This is a genomic window from Pandoraea sp. PE-S2R-1 (genome assembly GCF_002179865.1).
GTDB lineage: Bacteria > Pseudomonadota > Gammaproteobacteria > Burkholderiales > Burkholderiaceae > Pandoraea.
Map to the genome: position 1 here is coordinate 991,680 of NZ_NGUR01000015.1, position 18,222 is coordinate 1,009,901.

14 protein-coding genes are annotated in these 18,222 nt (G+C 65.4%); 4 read left to right on the forward strand and 10 right to left on the reverse strand.

From position 1 onward, the window contains the following. The 8 genes from CDV44_RS21955 to CDV44_RS21990 all read right to left on the reverse strand — a co-directional run bounded on the left by CDV44_RS21955 (window position 1) and on the right by CDV44_RS21990 (window position 10,158). Window positions 1–1,014, reverse strand: coding sequence for a chemotaxis response regulator protein-glutamate methylesterase (locus tag CDV44_RS21955; RefSeq protein ID WP_087690469.1), 1,014 nt, complete (start codon window positions 1,012–1,014; stop codon window positions 1–3). Beyond that, window positions 1,014–3,458: a hybrid sensor histidine kinase/response regulator gene (locus tag CDV44_RS21960; protein WP_087690471.1), complete on the reverse strand. Its 2,445-nt coding sequence runs from the start codon at window positions 3,456–3,458 to the stop codon at window positions 1,014–1,016. The genes CDV44_RS21955 and CDV44_RS21960 overlap by 1 nt, the downstream gene beginning before the upstream one ends. Continuing rightward, window positions 3,455–4,150, reverse strand: a complete 696-nt coding sequence (locus tag CDV44_RS21965; RefSeq protein ID WP_087690473.1) for a chemotaxis protein CheW — start codon at window positions 4,148–4,150, stop codon at window positions 3,455–3,457. The genes CDV44_RS21960 and CDV44_RS21965 overlap by 4 nt, the downstream gene beginning before the upstream one ends. Further along, complete coding sequence (locus CDV44_RS21970; RefSeq protein WP_087690475.1) at window positions 4,147–5,637, reverse strand: CheR family methyltransferase; 1,491 nt, start codon at window positions 5,635–5,637, stop codon at window positions 4,147–4,149. The genes CDV44_RS21965 and CDV44_RS21970 overlap by 4 nt, the downstream gene beginning before the upstream one ends. After that, window positions 5,634–6,137, reverse strand: coding sequence for a chemotaxis protein CheW (locus CDV44_RS21975; protein ID WP_087690477.1), 504 nt, complete (start codon window positions 6,135–6,137; stop codon window positions 5,634–5,636). Before CDV44_RS21975 ends, CDV44_RS21970 begins: the two co-directional genes overlap by 4 nt. A gap of 36 nt (window positions 6,138–6,173) precedes the next feature. Beyond that, window positions 6,174–7,823 (reverse strand): methyl-accepting chemotaxis protein, encoded by a 1,650-nt coding sequence (locus CDV44_RS21980; RefSeq protein ID WP_087690479.1) that lies wholly within the window; start codon window positions 7,821–7,823, stop codon window positions 6,174–6,176. Between the two features lie 164 nt (window positions 7,824–7,987). Next, a complete protein-coding gene (locus CDV44_RS21985) occupies window positions 7,988–8,818 on the reverse strand; it encodes a 3-keto-5-aminohexanoate cleavage protein (RefSeq protein ID WP_087690480.1) in 831 nt (276 codons plus the stop codon). Then, on the reverse strand, window positions 8,815–10,158 hold the full coding sequence (locus CDV44_RS21990; protein ID WP_087690482.1) for an aspartate aminotransferase family protein: 1,344 nt from the start codon (window positions 10,156–10,158) through the stop codon (window positions 8,815–8,817). The genes CDV44_RS21985 and CDV44_RS21990 overlap by 4 nt, the downstream gene beginning before the upstream one ends. A gap of 252 nt (window positions 10,159–10,410) precedes the next feature. On the opposite strand from CDV44_RS21990, the gene CDV44_RS21995 reads away from it, so the two are divergent. Both CDV44_RS21995 and CDV44_RS22000 read left to right on the forward strand, forming a co-directional pair. Then, on the forward strand, window positions 10,411–11,316 hold the full coding sequence (locus CDV44_RS21995; RefSeq protein ID WP_087690483.1) for a MurR/RpiR family transcriptional regulator: 906 nt from the start codon (window positions 10,411–10,413) through the stop codon (window positions 11,314–11,316). A gap of 143 nt (window positions 11,317–11,459) precedes the next feature. Continuing rightward, a complete protein-coding gene (locus tag CDV44_RS22000) occupies window positions 11,460–11,858 on the forward strand; it encodes an RT0821/Lpp0805 family surface protein (protein ID WP_087690485.1) in 399 nt (132 codons plus the stop codon). Window positions 11,859–11,969: 111 nt separating this feature from the next. On the opposite strand, the gene CDV44_RS22005 is transcribed toward CDV44_RS22000, so the two are convergent. Beyond that, entirely contained in the window at window positions 11,970–13,205 is a 1,236-nt protein-coding gene (locus CDV44_RS22005; RefSeq protein WP_087690487.1) for an MFS transporter, read from the reverse strand. Between the two features lie 437 nt (window positions 13,206–13,642). Between CDV44_RS22005 and CDV44_RS22010 the strand changes: the two genes are divergently transcribed. After that, on the forward strand, window positions 13,643–15,244 hold the full coding sequence (locus CDV44_RS22010; protein WP_087690489.1) for an EAL domain-containing protein: 1,602 nt from the start codon (window positions 13,643–13,645) through the stop codon (window positions 15,242–15,244). Window positions 15,245–15,945: 701 nt separating this feature from the next. After that, window positions 15,946–16,797 carry a TOBE domain-containing protein gene (locus CDV44_RS22015; RefSeq protein ID WP_087690490.1) on the forward strand — a complete coding sequence of 284 codons (852 nt, stop codon included), beginning with the start codon at window positions 15,946–15,948 and terminating at the stop codon, window positions 16,795–16,797. Window positions 16,798–16,893: 96 nt separating this feature from the next. On the opposite strand, the gene CDV44_RS22020 is transcribed toward CDV44_RS22015, so the two are convergent. Next, a complete protein-coding gene (locus tag CDV44_RS22020) occupies window positions 16,894–18,084 on the reverse strand; it encodes an MFS transporter (protein ID WP_087690492.1) in 1,191 nt (396 codons plus the stop codon). Window positions 18,085–18,222 lie beyond the last annotated feature (138 nt).

The following is an 18,222-nucleotide window of genomic DNA, read 5'->3' on the forward strand; positions in this document are numbered from 1 at the left end:
TCAAACAGTGCCAAACAGCGTAATCAATTGCGGCGCGATGGTCGTGAGCGGCAAGATTTCGGAAGCCGCGCCAGCCTCCGCCGCCGCCTTGGGCATGCCATACACGGCACTCGTCGCGCGATCCTGCGCGATGGTGATGAAGCCGCGCGTGCGCATGGCACCCAGCCCGGCCGCCCCGTCGCGCCCCATGCCGGTGAGCAGCACGCCCACGGCACGAGCGCGCCAGCATTCGGCCACGCTTTGCAGAAATACATCGATGGAGGGCCGGTACACGGCGCTCTTGGGTTCGTCGGAATACCCGCAACGCCCGCTCGCATCCAGACGCAGATGCCGGTTACCGCCCGCGAGCAGCACTTCACCCGCCACCGGCCGGTCACCCGCTTGCGCCAGCCGGACGGTGAGCGGCGTTTGCTGATCGAGCCATGCTGCCATGCCGGGCGCAAACGCGTCGTCCACGTGCTGGACGACGATCACACCGGCCGCAAAATTCGCGGGCAACCGGCCAAGCAGCGTCGCCAGCGCGGCCGGTCCGCCCGCCGATGCGCCGATGGCGATCAGTGCGTCGGTGCGCGGCGTGATCGGCGGCGCGACGGGGGCGACCGGCACGACGGCATTGGCCTCGGCCTGTTGTGCGGCCACCGCATCGATCTTGGAAAGCAAGGAAGACGCCGGACGCGCCAGATCCGAACCGCCCAACACGGGCGTGTCGACCGCATCGACGGCACCGGCGCCCATCGCGTCGAACACCAGACTCGCGTGGTGGCCCACGTCGGAGGTCACGATCAGAATCGGGCATGGCGTGCGGCGCATGATCTCGCGCGTGGCCGCCACGCCGTCCATCACCGGCATCACCAGATCCATCAGCACGAGATCCGGCGGCACCGGCGCACACATCGACACCGCCTGCGCACCGTCGTAAGCCACCCAGGCCACCTCCAGCCCCGGGCGCTGCGCAAGCGTGCGACGTAGCGCTTCCACGGCGATGACCGAATCGTTCACGATACCGATCTTCATCACTGCGCCTCCCCGATGAGATCCACCACCGCACGCAGGAGCGCGTCGTCGTGGAAACTGCCCTTCGCGAGATAGTAATCCGCACCGGCATCGAGCCCGCGCTGGCGATCCTCCTCGCGATCTTTGTATGAAACGATCATGACCGGCAAATCCGCCGTGCGCGCGTCGCGCTTGATCAGCGTCACGAGCTCGATGCCGTCCATGCGCGGCATGTCGACGTCGGTGATCACCATGTCGAATGTCTCGCTGCGCACGGCATTCCAGCCGTCCATGCCGTCGACGGCCACACTCACGTCGTAGCCGCGCGCGGCCAGCAGTTTGCGTTCGAGTTCGCGCACGGTCAAGGAGTCGTCGACCACCAGCACGCGCTTGCGCACCGCCACGCCACCCTGCGCCGCACGGGCGGGCAGACGCTCCAGCGAGCCGGTCTCTACGGCCTTCGCGATGGAGCGCAACAAGTCGGCCGGATCGATGATGAGCAACGGCGTGCCGTCTTCCGCCAGCGCACCGGCGGCAATGTTCGGCAGCTTGCCCAGCCGAGCATCGAGCGGCTGCACGACGAGCATGCGCTCGCCGAGAAACTTGTCGACGGCCAGTCCGTAACGCGCCTCGCCGTCGCCGATCACCACGACCGGTTGCGCACCGGGTGCCGCGACCGGCTCGCTGCCGTAGAGCACTTGCCGCGCGCTGACGACACCGATCTGACGGCCGTCGAGCGTGAAGTGCGGCCGGCCTTCGAGCATTTCGATGTGCTCGGGCGCGAGGGCAAGCGTGCGCGACAGACTCGCCAGCGGCAACGCGTAGGGTTCGCCGCCAATCTCCACGAGCAGGCTGCGCACTACCGACAACGTGAGCGGCAGTTGCAGCACGAACTTCGTGCCACGCCCCGGCGAGTGCTCGATGCGAACCGTGCCGCGCACGGCAGCGACCATCGCGCGCACGGCATCCAGCCCCACGCCTCGCCCCGAAACATCGGTCACGGTCTCGCGCAGCGTAAAGCCGGGGAGCATCAGGAATTCGAGCAGTTCGTTGTCGTCGAGCCGCTGCGCCGTTTCCATCGTCACCAGACCGCGCGCCACGACCGCGTCGCGCACCCGGTCGAGATCGATGCCCGCGCCGTCGTCGGCGACGCTCACCAGCAGCAGCCCGGCGCTGTGGCGCGCACTGAGCGTAATTTTGCCTTGCGCCGGCTTGCCCGCTGCGAGGCGCTGTGCCTGACTTTCCAGACCGTGATCGACGGCGTTGCGCAGCAAATGCCCGAGCGGGGCTTCGAGCTGATCGAGAATGTCGCGATCGACCTGCGTATCCGCACCGCGAATATCGAGCTGCGCAGGCTTGCCGAGCGAACGGCCGAGATCGCGCACCATGCGGGCAAAGCCACCCAGCCGGTCGCCGAGCGGGCGCATGCGGCAGGCGAGCGCTTCGTCGTAAAGGCGCTGCGAGAGCTGGGTCGAGCGCCGGTCGAACTGATCGAGTTCGTGCAGTTGCTCGCCGAGCAACTGACTGCCGACGCCGAGCGCGCGGCGCAGGTCCGCCAGTGCACTCAAGAGTGTCTGACGGTCTTCATCGTTGCTGGCCGCGTGCGTCAGCGCCGTGCTCATGCGGTCGAGTGCCTCGCCTGCTTCGTGCTGATGACGCTTCAGCCGCTGCAACGATTGTGCAAACGGTTGCGACCAGCGCGAGGCCACGAGCGCTTCGCTCGACAACCGCAGCAGGCGGTTCAACGTGTCGGCCGACACGCGCAGCGCACGGGCAGCGTTGTCGCCTTCGCCCGCGTCATGCTGGTCGTCAGCGTCGTAGGCGCCCGGCAGTCCCATGATGCTGTCAGCCTCATGGGGTTGATTCATCTCGCTCAGCGATGCCAATGCGGGCGCGATCGGCTCACTGGTCGATCCGGTCGATCCGGTCGATCGGGACTGCCCGATGCCGGTCACTGCGGCTGACGGTGCGGGCGTTGCCGGTTGCGCGTCCTGCGACGACAAGCCGTAGCTCGCATAGTCGAACGCTTCGGGTGCGTTGCCCGTGGTGTTCTCGGGCAGCTCGGCAAGTTGCGCTGTCAGCGTGGCGACAAACGTGTCGATCTCCGCTTTGCCTGCGCCTTGCGCCCATCCCATGTCGCCGCCCGGCGGGTGCGCCATGCGCATGAGCAGATCGACACCCTGTAACAGCTTGTCGATGTAAGCGGTGTCCAACCGGAGCGTGCCGCGCTGCGCTGCGACAAAGGCGTCTTCCAGCACGTGAGCCAGCGCCACACCGGCGTCGACGCCGACGATGCGCGCCGCCCCCTTGAGCGAGTGCGCCGCGCGCATGCACGCCTCAAGCCGCGTGGCGTCGGTCGGCGTGCGCTCCAGTGCGAGCAGTCCGTCGCCGAGCACTTGTGCCTGCGTCTCCGTTTCCATCCGGAACAGATCGAGCAACGAGGCGTTTTGCAGATCGTCGCTCATCCAAGGCTCCGGTCGAAAGCCGCGCCCACACGCGCCGGGTCCAGCAAGCCCACGACACGCTCGCGCCAATGCAGCACCGCATGGGCGAAGCCATCGGACGCACCGAGTGCCGTCGCGGGCACCGTGCCCAACGCGCTGCTCGCAGGCGTCACCGTGCCATGGACTTCCGTGACGGGGAATGCACTCAGATGCGCGCCATGACGCATGGCCAGCAGGCGCGATGTGCTGGTGCGCCACGTGTTCGCCGGTGTTGCCTGCGTCGCCAGCGGTTGGGCCGCAGGCTGCACGCCGAGCAATTCGCCGAGCGACACGCACGGCACGAGCGCACCGCGCAGGTTGACCAGCCCGAGCAGCGCGCGCTGACGATGCCCCGGTACCGTGTGCCATGCGCGCATCGGCGAGACTTCTTCGATGACGGAAGCCGGCAGCGCCAGCCATTCGTCCGCCAGACGGAACAACAGCAGCGCCGCCCCGCGCGAGGCCGACTCGTCCTGTGCTGCGGCACGCCATGGTGCCGGGTCGGCAGGCACCACGGGCAACCGGTCGAGCAGATCGGCGGCCTGCCGATGCAGAGCACCATCACTCAACAAGGCCGACCGGCGCGCGCCAGCTTGACGGCCCGCCTCGGGGCTGTCTTGCAATGCGGGCTCGCGCGGCGGTTCGCCGGCCGTGGTGTTCGTCATGTCAGTCATCGATGTCTGGCCCCGTGGCGGTGTGCATCATGAGGGGCGTCTGCCGTGCGGTCTGCTGTGCGGTCTGCCGGCCCGGCCCGGCCGGCGCGCTCTGCACGTTCGCGCAGGCGACGTGCGCCAGCCGCATCGCCTCGCGCATCGAGTTGTGCTGCGCAATGCACGAGCGCTTCGTAGTGGCCCGGATCGAGATAGAGGGCACGGCGGTAATGCACGAGTGCCTGCTGCGCGTCGCCGCGCGCGTCTTCCACCAGTCCCAGCAAATACTCCGCTTGTGCATTGGCACGGTCGGTGGCGAGCACCGTTCGGCACAACGCAATGGCGCGCGCGAAATCGCCCGCATCGGCCAGTGTCTGCGCCTCTTGCAGTTGCGCCGCAATGTCGGGGGTCTGCGCAGATCGGCGGGACGCGGTCGTACCCACGCGCGAGGTTTCAGGAGTGACCGGATTGCCAAACGCTCGCGCATCGGGTGTAGCCGTCGGCGCTGGCGGAACCGCTGGCGTCGCAGGCATCGTGTTCGGCGCGGGGAACACCGGCGTCACCTGCGCAGCATGTCCGCGCCGATGTTGAATGGCGTCGAACGTCCGTGTCGGTGACTGCGTGCTGAACGTCGACAGCGTTCCCGTGAGGGGCGCCGCCCCGACGGGTGAAGACGTCACGTCGCGCTGCGGCCCTGCCAATCGGAACGAAAACGCCTGCACGTGACCCGTCGACGACAAGCCGTTGGACGTGAGCGAACCACCCTCGGCGGGCCCGGCAAACAGCGTCGCGCCCATGCGCATCAGCCGCTCCAGCGCGGCAATCGCGCGGCGCTGGCCTTCCCGGTCGAAATAGATCAGCACATTGCGGAAGAACACGAAGTCGAACGTCCCCAGCCGGTCGACGAGCGTGGGGTCGAACAGGTTGCCCGCATGCCAGCGAATCGGCGGACGCAGCGCGCCGTTCACGCGATAGGTCTCGCCCTGCGGCGTGAAGTAGCGATCACGGAACAGCAGATTGGCAACCGGCCCCCGAAACGAGTTGCGTCCATACACGCCTTCGCGCGCGATCGTGAGCGCGCGTTCGCTGATGTCGAGCGCATCGATGGTGAAGTCGCCCACCTGAAAGCCCGCATCGAACAACGTCATCGCCATCGAATACGGTTCTTCGCCAGTGGCGCAGGGCAGGCTCAACAGTCGCAACGCCTGACCTTCGCGCACGGTGCCACGTCGCGCGGCGCGTTCTTCGGCCGCCATCTGGGCGAGCGCCGTGAACGCCTCGCGATGCCGGAAGAACCACGTCTCGGGCACGACCACCGCTTCGATCAGCGCCTGCAATTCCTGCGGCGACTGTTGCAGCAGTTGCCAGTAGGTCGACGTGTCGTTTGTCTCTGGGGACAGCACCGCCAGCCGGGCGCGCACAGCACGCTCGATGGCATTCGCGCCGAGCGTGCCCGCGTCGAGCCCCATCGTGTCGCGCAGCAAGCGCTCGATCTGTTGCACGGGGCTCATGACGCGGCCTCCGGCGGCGTATCGTGTTCGGGCGCATCGCAAGCGTCACGTGCGGCGTCGAACAGCAACGCCCGCGCTTCGTCGGTGAGCAATTGGTCAACACGCACCCACTGCACCAGCCCTTCCTCCGTATCGAGGACGGGGCCGAGATAGCGACCCTCGGGCAGATCGACGCCACTCGCGCGGAATGCCTGCGCGTCGGCGCGCAAGGTATCGGTGGCCCGCTCAACGAGCACGCCCAGACGCCGCGCGTGCGGACCCGGTTCGGGGTAGTGCACGAGCACGAGACGGGTCGAGCGGCGCGCCGGCGCCGCCGTGCCTGTTGCGAGATGGGTCAGATCGAGCACCGGCACCGGTTCGCCGCGATAGCTGAACGCACCGGCCACCCAGGCGGGTGCGGCGGGCAAGCGCTTGAGCGCGAGCCACGGCAGCACCTCGGCCACGTGACTGGCCTCAATGACGTAGTGATCGGTGGCAATGGCAAAACGCAGGAACAGCATGGCGGTGTCCGCGAATAGTCAAAATGCGTGTGACAATCAAACCAGCCCGGCGGGCGTGCTCGACAGCACCTTGAAACGCGACACGCCGCTCTTGAGTCCGTTGGCGACGTGATTGAGTTCTTCGATAGCCTGACTCGACTGCTGCAACGACTCGGCCGTCTGCTGCGCCGCTTCCGAGAGCTGCACCAGTGCCTGATTGATCTGCTCGGCGCCGGTGGCCTGCGCCTGCATGCCCTCGTTGACGACCTGGAAGCGCGGCGGCAGCGTCTGCACCTGCGCAATGATCTGCGCGAGCTGATCGCCCACCTGACGCATCTCGTCCATGCCGCGCCGCACTTCCTCGGCGAACTTGTCCATGCCCATCACACCGGCCGACACCGCAGACTGAATCTCTTTGATCATCTGCTCGATGTCGTAGGTCGCCACCGCCGTCTGATCGGCGAGGCGGCGAATCTCGGTCGCCACCACGGCAAACCCGCGACCGTACTCACCGGCCTTTTCGGCTTCGATGGCGGCATTGAGCGAGAGCAGATTGGTCTGATCGGCCACCTTGGTGATGGTGGTCACGACCTGATTGATGTTGCCGGCCTTCTCGTTGAGGATGCCCAGCTTGCCGTTCACCGACCCGGCCGCTTCCATCACGTGACGCATTGCATCTTCCATGCGCGTGAGGCCGACGTGGCCGGTACCGGCCAGCGACGCCGCGTGGTCGGCCACACCAGCCACTTCGGTCATGGTGCGGGCGAGGTCGCGCGAGGTGGCGAAGATTTCGCGCGAGGTCGCGCCGATTTCCGTGGTCGTGGCGGCCGTCTCGGAGGCCGTGGCCTGCTGCTGACGCGAGGTGGCGGCAATCTCGGTCACGGAGGTCGTCACTTGCAGCGCCGACTTCTGCGCCTGCCCGACCAGCCCGGTCAACTCGTCCGTCATGCGGTTGAAGCCCGCTTCGAGCGCGCCGAACTCGTCGCGCCGGTCCAGATCGAGACGCTTGGTCAGGTCGCCGGAGCGCATGACTTCAAGAATCTGCATCACGTTCGCGAGCGGCACGCTGACCGCCTTGAACAGCAACCAGCCGCACAGCACCGCACAACCCAATGCGACGGCCAGCGTAATGAGCAGCGTGGCCTTCGCGGCAGTCACTGCCTCGGCAATGTTGTGAGTCGCTTCGTCGGCGAAGGTCTTGTTGGTGTCGACCAGCCGCTGGATCGCGGCGCGCCCACGTCCCCATTCCGGGTAAAGCTGTTCGGAGAGCATGGCGCGGGCGGCGGGCATCTGGCCGTTGGCCACGAGCTTGAGCACTTCGTTGCCGATGCGGCCGTACTGCTGGCGAACGCCGCGCACTTCGTCGTATTGCATGCGGTCGACCGCACGATTGACCGTGTTGCCGTAGTCCTTGATCCAGCCGTCGATCTTGGTGTCGGCCGCACGCAGCGCGTCGAGGTCGACGGCGCGCGCCTTGTCGTTGTCGTCGATCGCGACCACTTGTTGCAGCAGCTGGTAGCTCTCGAACCACGCACCGCGCAGCATGGTGCTGTAGTACAGGCCCGGGGTGGAGTCGGACTCCACGCTGAACGCTTCGCGCTCAATGGCGGCGAGACGCGTGTAAGCGACGCCGGCCATCAGCGCCATCAATGCGAGGATCAGGCCAAAACTGGCCAGAATGCGATGTCGGATCGACCAGTGTTTCACGCCGCGCTCCCGTGTCGGTGTTCGCGCCCGGCGCCGCACAGGGCGACACGAGGCTTTTTGAGGTAACGCCGATTCTATTACAGCGGCACCCCGGGGCGGCGGCGGTCTAAACGTCTATTTGGCCTTATTTCGCGTCATCCCCGGGGTTTCCCCCGAGGGATGGCTCAACGAGTGAGTTCGCGCAGCGCGTCGGCGGACATCGGCACCAATGCCAGCGGGGTTGCCGCGGCACGCAACACGTCGAGCGATGCGGCATTGCCCGGCGAAACGCTGCCGTCGGGCAAATACAGGTTGTTCTCGAAACCGATGCGGGCGTGGCCGCCCTGCAACACCGCCGCCAGCGCACATTCCGCCTCGCGCGGGCCAAAGGCGCACATCGCCCAAGGCGTGGCGCCGGCATGCTCGCCACCGGCCTGCCACGCCGAAAGGAATGGCAAGAGATCTGACGGGGCCGACAACTGCCCCAAGCTGTACCGTCCCAGCACGAACAGCACCCAATGGCGGCCCGGGCGAATCGCGCCCTTGGCGCGCAGGCGCCAGTAGTGCGCTACGTCCTCGGCGTCGTACAGGATGTACTGCGCGACGATGTTCTCCTGCCACATCCATTCGAAGAACGCCTCGGCCGCCGGGCCGTGCGCGGCGTCGGGCAACACTTCGCGCAGTGCCACGGAGATCGCTTCCGGGCGCAGTGCGTGCACCGTCGCGATCTGCTGTTCGGGGGTGTAGATGCCGACGGCTTCGGTGGTGACCTGAAGCACCAGCGCGTTGCCGACGGCGCGGCGCACCGCTGCGATACCCGCCACGTAATCGGGCACTTCGAGGCTATGCGTGCCATCGGCCTTGCGCACGTGCAGGTGAATCATGGCCGCGCCCGCGTCGAGACACGCCTTCGCGCACGCGCCAAGCTCGTCGGGCGTCACCGGCAGTGCCGGGTGATCGGCGTGCGTGCGACGGGCGCCGTTCGGGGCCACCGCCAGAGCGTAGGCGCGCGTCATGCCGCGGCCCCTGCCGAAACACCGGTCACGTCGGCCACGGCCGCCGCCAGCAATTCGACGATCCGGTCGATGTCCTTCGGCTGGCAGATGAACGGCGGCGCGATCAGCCCATGGTCGCCATGCACGCCGTCGACGGTGCCGCCCATCGGGTAGATCAACAGGCCGCGCGACTTGGCGGCCGCCTTCAGACGAGCGTTCATCTTGTCGGCCGCCGGCAGCGTCTGCTTGGTCGCACGGTCGGCCACGAACTCGACCCCGACGAACAAGCCACGGCCGCGCACGTCGCCCACGTTCGGGTGATCGGCGAAGACTTCCCGCAAACGGGTGCGCAGTTGCTCGCCGCGCGCCTTCACGTTGTCGAGCAGATGCTCGTCGGCAATCGTGCGTTGCACGGCCAGCGCCGCCGCGCACGCCATGGCGTGGCCCAGATACGTGTGACCGTGCTGGAAGAAACCGGAGCCGTCGACGACGGCGTTGTAAATCTTGTCGGAGCAAAGCATGGCGCCGATCGGCTGATAGCCTGCGCCGAGGCCCTTGGCGATCACCAGAATGTCGGGCACGACGCCGTCTTCTTCGCAGGCGTACAGATACCCCGTGCGGCCCATGCCCGACATCACTTCGTCGAGCAGCAGCAGCACGCCGTACTTGTCGCACACGGCGCGGATGCGCTTGAAATAGTCGCCCACCGGCGGCACCGCACCGGCCGTGGCGCCGACCACGGTTTCTGCCACGAACGCGATCACGGTGTCGCCGCCGAGTTCGAGAATCTTGTTTTCCAGTTCGTCGGCGAGACGCTGCACGTAGGCGTCGTCGGTCTCGCCCTCATGGCGCTCGCGATAGGCGAAGCATGGCGAGACGTGATGCGCCGGCACCAGCAACGGCAGGAACGGCTCGCGACGCCAGGCGTTGCCGCCGATGGCGAGCGCGCCCAGCGTGTTGCCGTGATAGCTCTGGCGGCGCGCGATGAAAAATTGGCGCTGCGGCTGGCCGATTTCGACGAAGTACTGACGCGCCAGCTTGAGCGCCGCTTCGACACCTTCGGAGCCGCCGCTCACGAAATACACATGGTTCAGATCACCGGGGGCGCTGCCGACGAGCGTATCGGCCAGTTGCTCGGCCACTTCCGTCGTGAAGAACGAGGTATGCGCATAGGCCAGTTGCGCAGCCTGCTGCTGCATTGCTTCGATCACGCGCGGGTGGCCATGCCCGAGGCACGACACGGCCGCGCCGCCACAGGCGTCGAGATAGCGCTTGCCGGTGCTGTCGATCAGCTCGATGCCCTCGCCGCCGACGGCGACGGGCAGCGTCTGGCGCGGATTGCGGTGAAACACGTGAGTCATGCCATAACCCCTGACGGAAAGAATGCGCGCGCCAGCGTTCGCGACGCGCCAACAATGTCGCCAAGTGTAGGCTCAGCGTCGGCCGTTTGCAACATATGTTTCACGCATTTTAACATCGCAACATTCGCGCAACAGCGTTACCACACCTGCCATTTCCCCGCACGGCAAGCGTCTGGGAGATTACGCGTGCGCGCTTGTGGCATTTCATGCAACAATCGTTACACACCTACGTTGCCGTGTTGCTCTCCCCCAATGACCGAAGCCTCAGTGCTGCCGCAATCGCTCGATCAGCTCAACACCCTGTTGCGCGAGCGCTATCCCCACCTCAGCCCGCAGTTTCAAGCGGGTGCCCGCTTTCTGCTCGACCACCCGCAGCAGGTGCCCATCAGCTCGATGCGCGCGATTGCCGCCGAAGCGGGCGTGCAACCGGCCACGTTCGTGCGGCTGGCGCAGCACCTCGGCTTTGACGGCTGGCACGGCCTGCGCGAGCTGTTTCTCGAATCGATCCGTCTGGGGCCGCAGCCGTATGCGAGCCGCGCGCGGCAGGTCATCCGTGAGGGCGACGCGGCGCGCATGGTGCCGGAGATGTTTCGGGTGCAGCACAACAATCTCGACCTGACCGAAGCGGGGGCCAATCAGTCGCTCGGCGCCGCCGTGGAATTGCTCGCCAGTGCGGGCACCGTGCATGTGGCGGGTTTTCGCGCCTGCTTTCCGATTGCCTTCACGTTCCAGTACATCTATCGCCTGTTTCGCCCGACGGTGCATCTGATTCGCGGCGAAGCGGGCACGCTGGAGATGGAACTGCGGGCGCTCTCGGCGCGCGACGTGGTCGTCGTGATCAGCTTTGCGCCGTATTCGAATGAAGCGCTGATCGTGGCGCGTGCGGCCAAGGCAGCGGGTGCGCGGGTGCTGGCGCTGACCGATTCCACGGTCTCGCCGCTGGCGCTCGATGCCGACGCCACGGTGCTGTTCTCGCACGAGAGTCCGTCGTTCTTTCCGTCGATTACGGCGGGCATTGCCGTGGTGGAGACGCTGGTCGAAATGCTGCTCGCCCGCAAAGGGCGCGGCGCGGTACGTGCACTGGAGCTGGCGGAAGATCAGTTGCATGGCACGGGCGCGTATGTGACGCCGACCGGTACCGGCAAGGGGCCGGGATGACGCCGCGCCCGGATTCTTTTATGATCGACGCGTCCCCTGCCGCCGTACCGGTGCGAGTTCTGTTTTCAGGCACCGTGCGGGCCGCGCTGCCCGTGCAGCACCCGGCAGGCACCGTCCCCGCCCGACAATCTCAAGGACTCCGAATGTCGCATACCCGTTTGCTCGCGCTTGGCGCAGCACTTCTCATTGGCGCAGGCGCTGCCGCGCCCGTGCTCGCCGCCTCCAACCTCACGTTCATGAGCAACTCGCCGCTGGCCTGGCTGCGCGCGAAAGACAACGCCTCGCTCGCCAAGGCGGCCGACGACGTGCTCTCCAACAAGCAGGACAACGAGACCGTCGAGTGGAACAACAAGGGCACCGGCACGCCCACGCAGTTCACCGGCCAGATCACGGCGACCAACACCCAGAAGACCGACGACAAGACGTGCCGCGATCTGATCGTGCTGCTCAACGCCAAGGGTCAGGACGTCACGCTCAGGCTCAATGCCTGCAAGGCGGGCGAGAAGGGCAAGTGGGAACTGCAAAAGCGCGCCGCACCGTAAGGTAGTCGATACCCAAGCAAAACGCCGGTCCTGATCGCTCAGGCCGGCGTTTTGTTTTGGGCGCTGCCGGGAAAGCTCCCGGTAGCGCCCAGTCAAGCGATCAGCCCCGTATCAGGCCGCCGCCGTCTTCTTGTGACCTTCGACGTTCGGCAGGAAGATCGTCACGATACCGAGCAGCGGCAGGAACGCGCACACGTGGTACACGAAGTCGATGCTCGTCGTGTCGGCCAGTTGACCCAGCACGGCAGCACCCACGCCGCCCATGCCGAACGCGAAGCCGAAGAACAGCCCCGAGACCGTCCCGACCTTGCCCGGAATCAGCTCCTGTGCGTAGACCAGGATCGCCGAGAACGCCGACGCCAGAATCAGGCCGATGGCCACCGTCAGGATGCCGGTCCAGTACAGGCTGGCGTACGGCAGCATCAGCGTGAACGGCGCCGCACCGAGGATCGAGCCCCAGATCACATACTTTCGGCCGATCTTGTCGCCCAGCGGACCGCCGATCATCGTGCCAGCCGCCACCGCGAACAGGAACACGAACAGATGGATCTGCGCGTTCTGCACCGACACGTGGAACTTGCTGATCAGATAGAACGTGAAGTAGCTGCTGATGCTCGCGAGGTAGAAGTACTTCGAGAAGATCAGCACCAGCAGGATGCCGATGGCGAACATCACCTTGCCGCGCGACAGGTGCGCCGTGCCGCCGCGACGTGCGGCCGGCTTGCCCTTGCTGGCCGCGCGCTGCGCCGCATACCAGCGGCTCACGTGGAACAGCACGAAGATCGCGACGAGCGCCGCCACCGAGAACCACGCCACGCTGCCACGGCCATGCGGGACGATGATCAACGCGGCCAGTAACGGGCCCAGCGACGAGCCGACGTTGCCGCCAACTTGGAAGAACGACTGCGCCATGCCGTGACGGCCACCCGAGGCCATACGGGCCACGCGCGACGATTCCGGATGGAACACCGACGAGCCCATGCCCACCAGCGCTGCTGCGACAAGCAGCACGCCGAAGTTAGGCGCCACCGCCAGCAGCAGCAGACCCACGAGCGTGAATCCCATGCCGACCGGCAATGAATACGGTTTCGGGTACTTGTCGGTATAAAGGCCGACGACGGGCTGCAACAACGACGCGGTGATCTGATACGTCAGCGTGATCAGGCCGACCTGCCCGAAGCTCAGGTCGAAATTGGCCTTGAGCAGCGGATAGATCGCCAGAATCAACGACTGGATCATGTCGTTGAGCAAGTGAGAGAAGCTGATGGCAGACAGCACGCGGAACGCCGTGCCCTGCGCAGCCGGCGTAGGGGCGCCAGCGAGGGAGGAAGCAGGTTGACTCGACATGGGAGGAACGACTTGACGTCTCTAGCTTAGGAAAACGGTCAGATTCCGACGGCTTTCGCGCAGATATGCATGAAAGTTGGGATATTTCTCAAATTCCGTCAGAAATTTAATGAGTGAAGTGTAGAGCATGCGTAAATCGTCGTTACGCCAAGTTTTGTCGCGATTCCGCCATGAATTTGCCCTGCGTGCGGCCTGAATTCGCCCCCGCTACGCCCCAAGTTGCGTAGCCCAAGGCGGCTTCATGCCCGTCGGAAACACGTCGTAATCGCGTCAATCCTGTGCCGAAATGACTCGATTGCGACACTCCTAAGGGTTTTGTCGTGCGGGTTTATCGGGCGTTGGATGCCGTCGGGGATTCGTGTAGAGTCGATTGACGGGTTGTGCCCTGCAACACAAACAGCACACAAGGGCCCCACTTATTTCCGGGTTGGCAGCACATGATTCAACATTCGAGAGTCGTGCAGTGGCTGGTGACCGGGGTTGTTGTGGCGGTCACGTTTGTCGTTGTCCTCTTCGTGGGCTGGCTGCGCATTTATCACATGTCGCAGTCGATTCTTCAGGAAGAAGCCGTCCGCCAGCGCGATGCCCTCGAGCGCATCGTCCTTCAGGCGGAAAAGACGCTTCAGGGCGTGACCCCGTGGGTCGGCCGCGCCTGCGAAGACGTCGGCAACCAGCTTCAGGCCACCGGCACCCTCAGTCCCTACTTCCGCTCCATCTGGCTCGTGTCACGCGGCCAGCTCTATTGCTCGTCGGTCCCACGCTCGACCGACGGCCTCGACATGGCCATGCCGGCCGAAGTCGTCCCCATGCTCACCGGCGCCCGCACGCTGCTCGTGCCCGGCTCGCCCTACGCCCGCGAAGCGCCCGCGCTGGCCCTGTATGTGCCGACCTCGGCGACCGACGGCGTGCTCGGCTATGTCGACGGCGTCTACCTGACCGAAACGCTGCATAGCGTGAAGAACAACGACCTCGCGTGGACGGCGATGACCGTGGGCAAGATGTCGCTCACCTCCGAGGGGCCGCTGCTCCAGTCGTCCGGCGTTGCCACGCGTGGCGCGCAGGTCACGCTGGCGTCGGAGCACTTTGCGACCTCGCTCGCCGGCAGCCCGACGCTCATGCGCGAGCTTGCCGCGAGTCAGGCACCCATCTTCCTGTCGTTCGGCGCCGTCATCGCGTTTCTGCTCGGTGTGATGACGTTTCGCCACCTCGGTCCGGCGCAGTTCATGCGGCGGCAGATTGCGCGCGGCATCAAGCGCGACGAATTCAAGGTGTATTACCAGCCGGTCATGGAACTGGCCACGAACCGCTGCGCCGGTGCCGAGGCGCTGTTGCGCTGGCACCACCCGCTCGCAGGCCTCGTGCGCCCCGACGCCTTTATTCCGATTGCCGAAAGCAACGGCCTGATCGTGGATCTCACGCGCTCCGTGCTGCGGCAGATTCGCAACGACATGTCGATGGGGGCGCTGCCGCCGGGTTTTCACATGGGGATCAATCTCGCCGAGCGGCACCTGCGCGACACCACCATCGTGCAGGACATCGAGCGGCTGTACGGGTCGTTGAACGACACCTATCCGCTGGTGGCCGAGATTACCGAGCGCTATGTCATTCGCGACACGGCGGCGGCGCGCCACGTCATGTCGGAACTGCAACGGCGCGGCATCGAAACTGCGCTCGACGACTTCGGCGCCGAGAACAATTCGATCGGCTACCTCAAGCGCTACGACTTCAACTATTTGAAGATCGACAAGGAATTCCTGCCCGTCACCGAAGACGACACCGTCACGCGCAATATCTGCGACTCGATCATCCAGCTCGCCAACAACTTGCAGATGACGATCGTGGCAGAAGGGGTGGAAAACGAGATGCAGGCGAATTACCTGCGCGAGCGCGACGTCACTTATGCGCAGGGGTATTTGTTCGCCCGGCCGATTTCGTTCGATGAACTGGTGCAGTTTGCGATTGCCCATGCGGGCACCGGCCTCATGGCCGTCAAGACGACGCCCAGGCCTGCCGAACTGCCGCCGAGGAAGGCAGGCTGAAGGTGGTCAAGCGGGGTTGACCGACCGTTCGGCTGGAATCTCGCACTGCCCGGATATCAAGGACAACCAACTAATGCCCGGGTGTCGCCGTCAAAAATTCCGATTCGACAAACGAAAACGCCGGGGCGGAGTGATCCGGCCCGGCGAGATATTCGCTTGCGGTATGGCTTCGTTAAAACACCAACTGAGGCATATTGCTGCGTGGGGCAGGGGCAGCCGCCGCACGCGTACTGTCTCGCATTTCGGCACGCAGCAACCAGAGTCGCTGCGCCACGAAACGCCTGAAGCGCATTTCACCCGCGGAGAAAGAGATTTGCATCTGATGTCGCTTACCGTTAGGCAGTGTGCGAACCAGACGATAGTATCGAGCCCCGTCAACCGTTTCCTTGATATTCCTGACGCGCATCATTTCACCCCGTTTCTGTTGTGTCAGGTGAGTGGGCACTTCGGTAAACGTCGCATTCCCGGGCGCACCTCGTCAGGACCGTGAAGTCGTTGGTCTGGCGGGATTCGACCGGCATTGGGGGGGCATGCGGCAAATTCAATGTAGATGAGAAACGTCCCCCATTCGTCCCCCAATCAGGCCTCCGAAGTGACCTCCGTTGGTGCGCCGCAACACTCGGGCTTTCGGCTATTGTTTCTGACAGGTTCCGTAGGCCTCTACAATGCGACCACCTCTGGGTTTGATAGAAAAAAACATTATGGTTTCCGAACCTTCTTCAACGCCGGATGATGTTTTGCGCAACGAAACAAATAATGCACTGCAAGTGAGTGGCTCACTTTGGCTGCATCGCGGCAATTCGTCACTCGGCGGACAGGCACGTATCGCCCTGCTCGAACACATTGCTACGCAGGGTTCGATCACAGCCGCGGCGAAGGCTGCCGGCATGAGCTACAAGGCGGCATGGGACGCGGTCGACGCGATGAACCAGCTCGCGGGCGAACCTCTCGTGGCGCGCAGCACCGGCGGGCGCGGCGGCGGCGGCACCACGTTGACGGCACGCGGCGCGAAGCTCGTGGCAGCGTTTCGCGCAGTGGAAGCGGCGCAGCAGCAGTTTCTCGCCCGGGTGGCCAACGATCTCGAACACTTCGACGAGCAGTGGCAGGTGATTGCGCGCCTCGGCTTGCAGACAAGCGCGCGAAATCAGTTGCACGGCACGATCACGGCGATTCGGCGCTGCGGTGTGAACGACGAAGTGACGCTCACGCTGCCCGGTGGCGAAGCGATCACGGCGTCGCTCACGCATCACAGCACGCAAACGCTCGGACTCGCCGTCGGCGGCGATGCCTTCGCGCTCATCAAGGCGCCATGGATCGAGGTTGCGCGCGGGGCAGACCTTGCCGGTTTGCCGACGGCCAACCGGCTGGCCGGCACGGTGGTCGCCATTACGAACGACACCGGACAGGCCGAAGTGATCCTCGCGCTGCCCGGCGGCGGTCGACTGGCCGCCGTCATGCCGCACGACACCTTGGTGAACCGGGGACTCGCAGAGGCCAACGGCGCGACGGCGGCATTTGCCGCCACCAGCGTCATCATCGGCGTGCTCGCCTGACGTCACTCGTTGACGTCAATGAGCACAGGTGCCAAACGAAAACCGGGGCGGCGGGTGTGAACCCGCCGCCCCGGTGTCATTGAAACGCGTCGACGATTACATCGCCGGTGTTTCGCAGTTCGGCGTCAGTTGTGCACGCGCATCGCGACGATCCAGACGCAGGCTCAACAGCGCCACGCCCACCCCCGCCAGCGGCACCAGCGCCGCCACCCAAGGCACCGCCGTCAAGCCGCCGTGATTGATCACGAAGCCACCCAGCCACGCACCGATGGCGTTACCCAGATTGAACGCGGCAATGTTGAAGCTCGACGCGAGGCTCTCGCCCGCACCGGACGCCTTCTCCATCACCCAGAGTTGCAGCGGCGCGACCGTTGCGAACGCCGTTGCGCCCAGCAGCGCGACAAACACGATGGACAGCCATTGCGAGTGCAGCGCAAAGGTCATCAGGCCCAGCACGACGGACAACGACAGCAGGCTGCCCAGCACGGTCGGCACAACGCGACGATCGGCGAGCTTGCCACCCAGCAGATTGCCCACCACCAGACCGCCGCCGAAGATCAGCAGAATCGGCGACACGGCGCGCTCGGCGAAGCCGGTCACTTCCGTGAGCAGCGGCGCGATGTAGGTGAACACACCGAACACACCGACCCAGCCCAGCACCGTCGTGAGCAACCCCAGCAGCACCGGACGGCGTGCCAGCGCACGCAGATCCGCACGCCAGTCACCGGCGTCCTTCGGGGCCGCAATCTTCGGCACGAACATCGCTATCACCACGAACGCGAGCGCGCCGATGACCGTCACCGCCCAGAAGCTCGCACGCCAGCCGTAGCTCTGACCGAGCCACGTGCCGAACGGCACGCCGAGAATGTTGGCGACCGTCAGGCCCGTGAACATCACGGCGATGGCCGACGCACGGCGCTCACGCGACACGAGACCGGTGGCGACCACCGAGCCCACGCCAAAGAACGTGCCGTGAGCAAACGACGTCAGCACGCGCGCGGCCATCAGCGCGGTATAGCTCGGCGCGATGGCACAAGCCGCATTGCCGATGGTGAAGATCGCCATGAGCACCAGCAGCACGGTCTTGCGCGGCCAGCGGGCGGTAGCGGTGGTCATGAGCGGGGCGCCGACAACGACACCTAGTGCATAACCGGAAATAAGCAGGCCTGCGGCCGCGATCGAGACACCGAAATCGGCGCCGACGTTGAGCAGCAGACCCATGATGACGAACTCCGTCACGCCAATGCCGAAGGCACCGGCGGTCAGGGCGTAAAGGGCGATGGGCACGAGAAACTCCTGTCTGAATATTGCGAATCTTTGGAAAGGCCGCGTCCGGGCGTCAGAAGAAAAACAGCAACCGCTGAGACAACGCTGACCAATGCCACGCAATATAGACGTCCTCGCATTGATGAAATAGACTGCGCG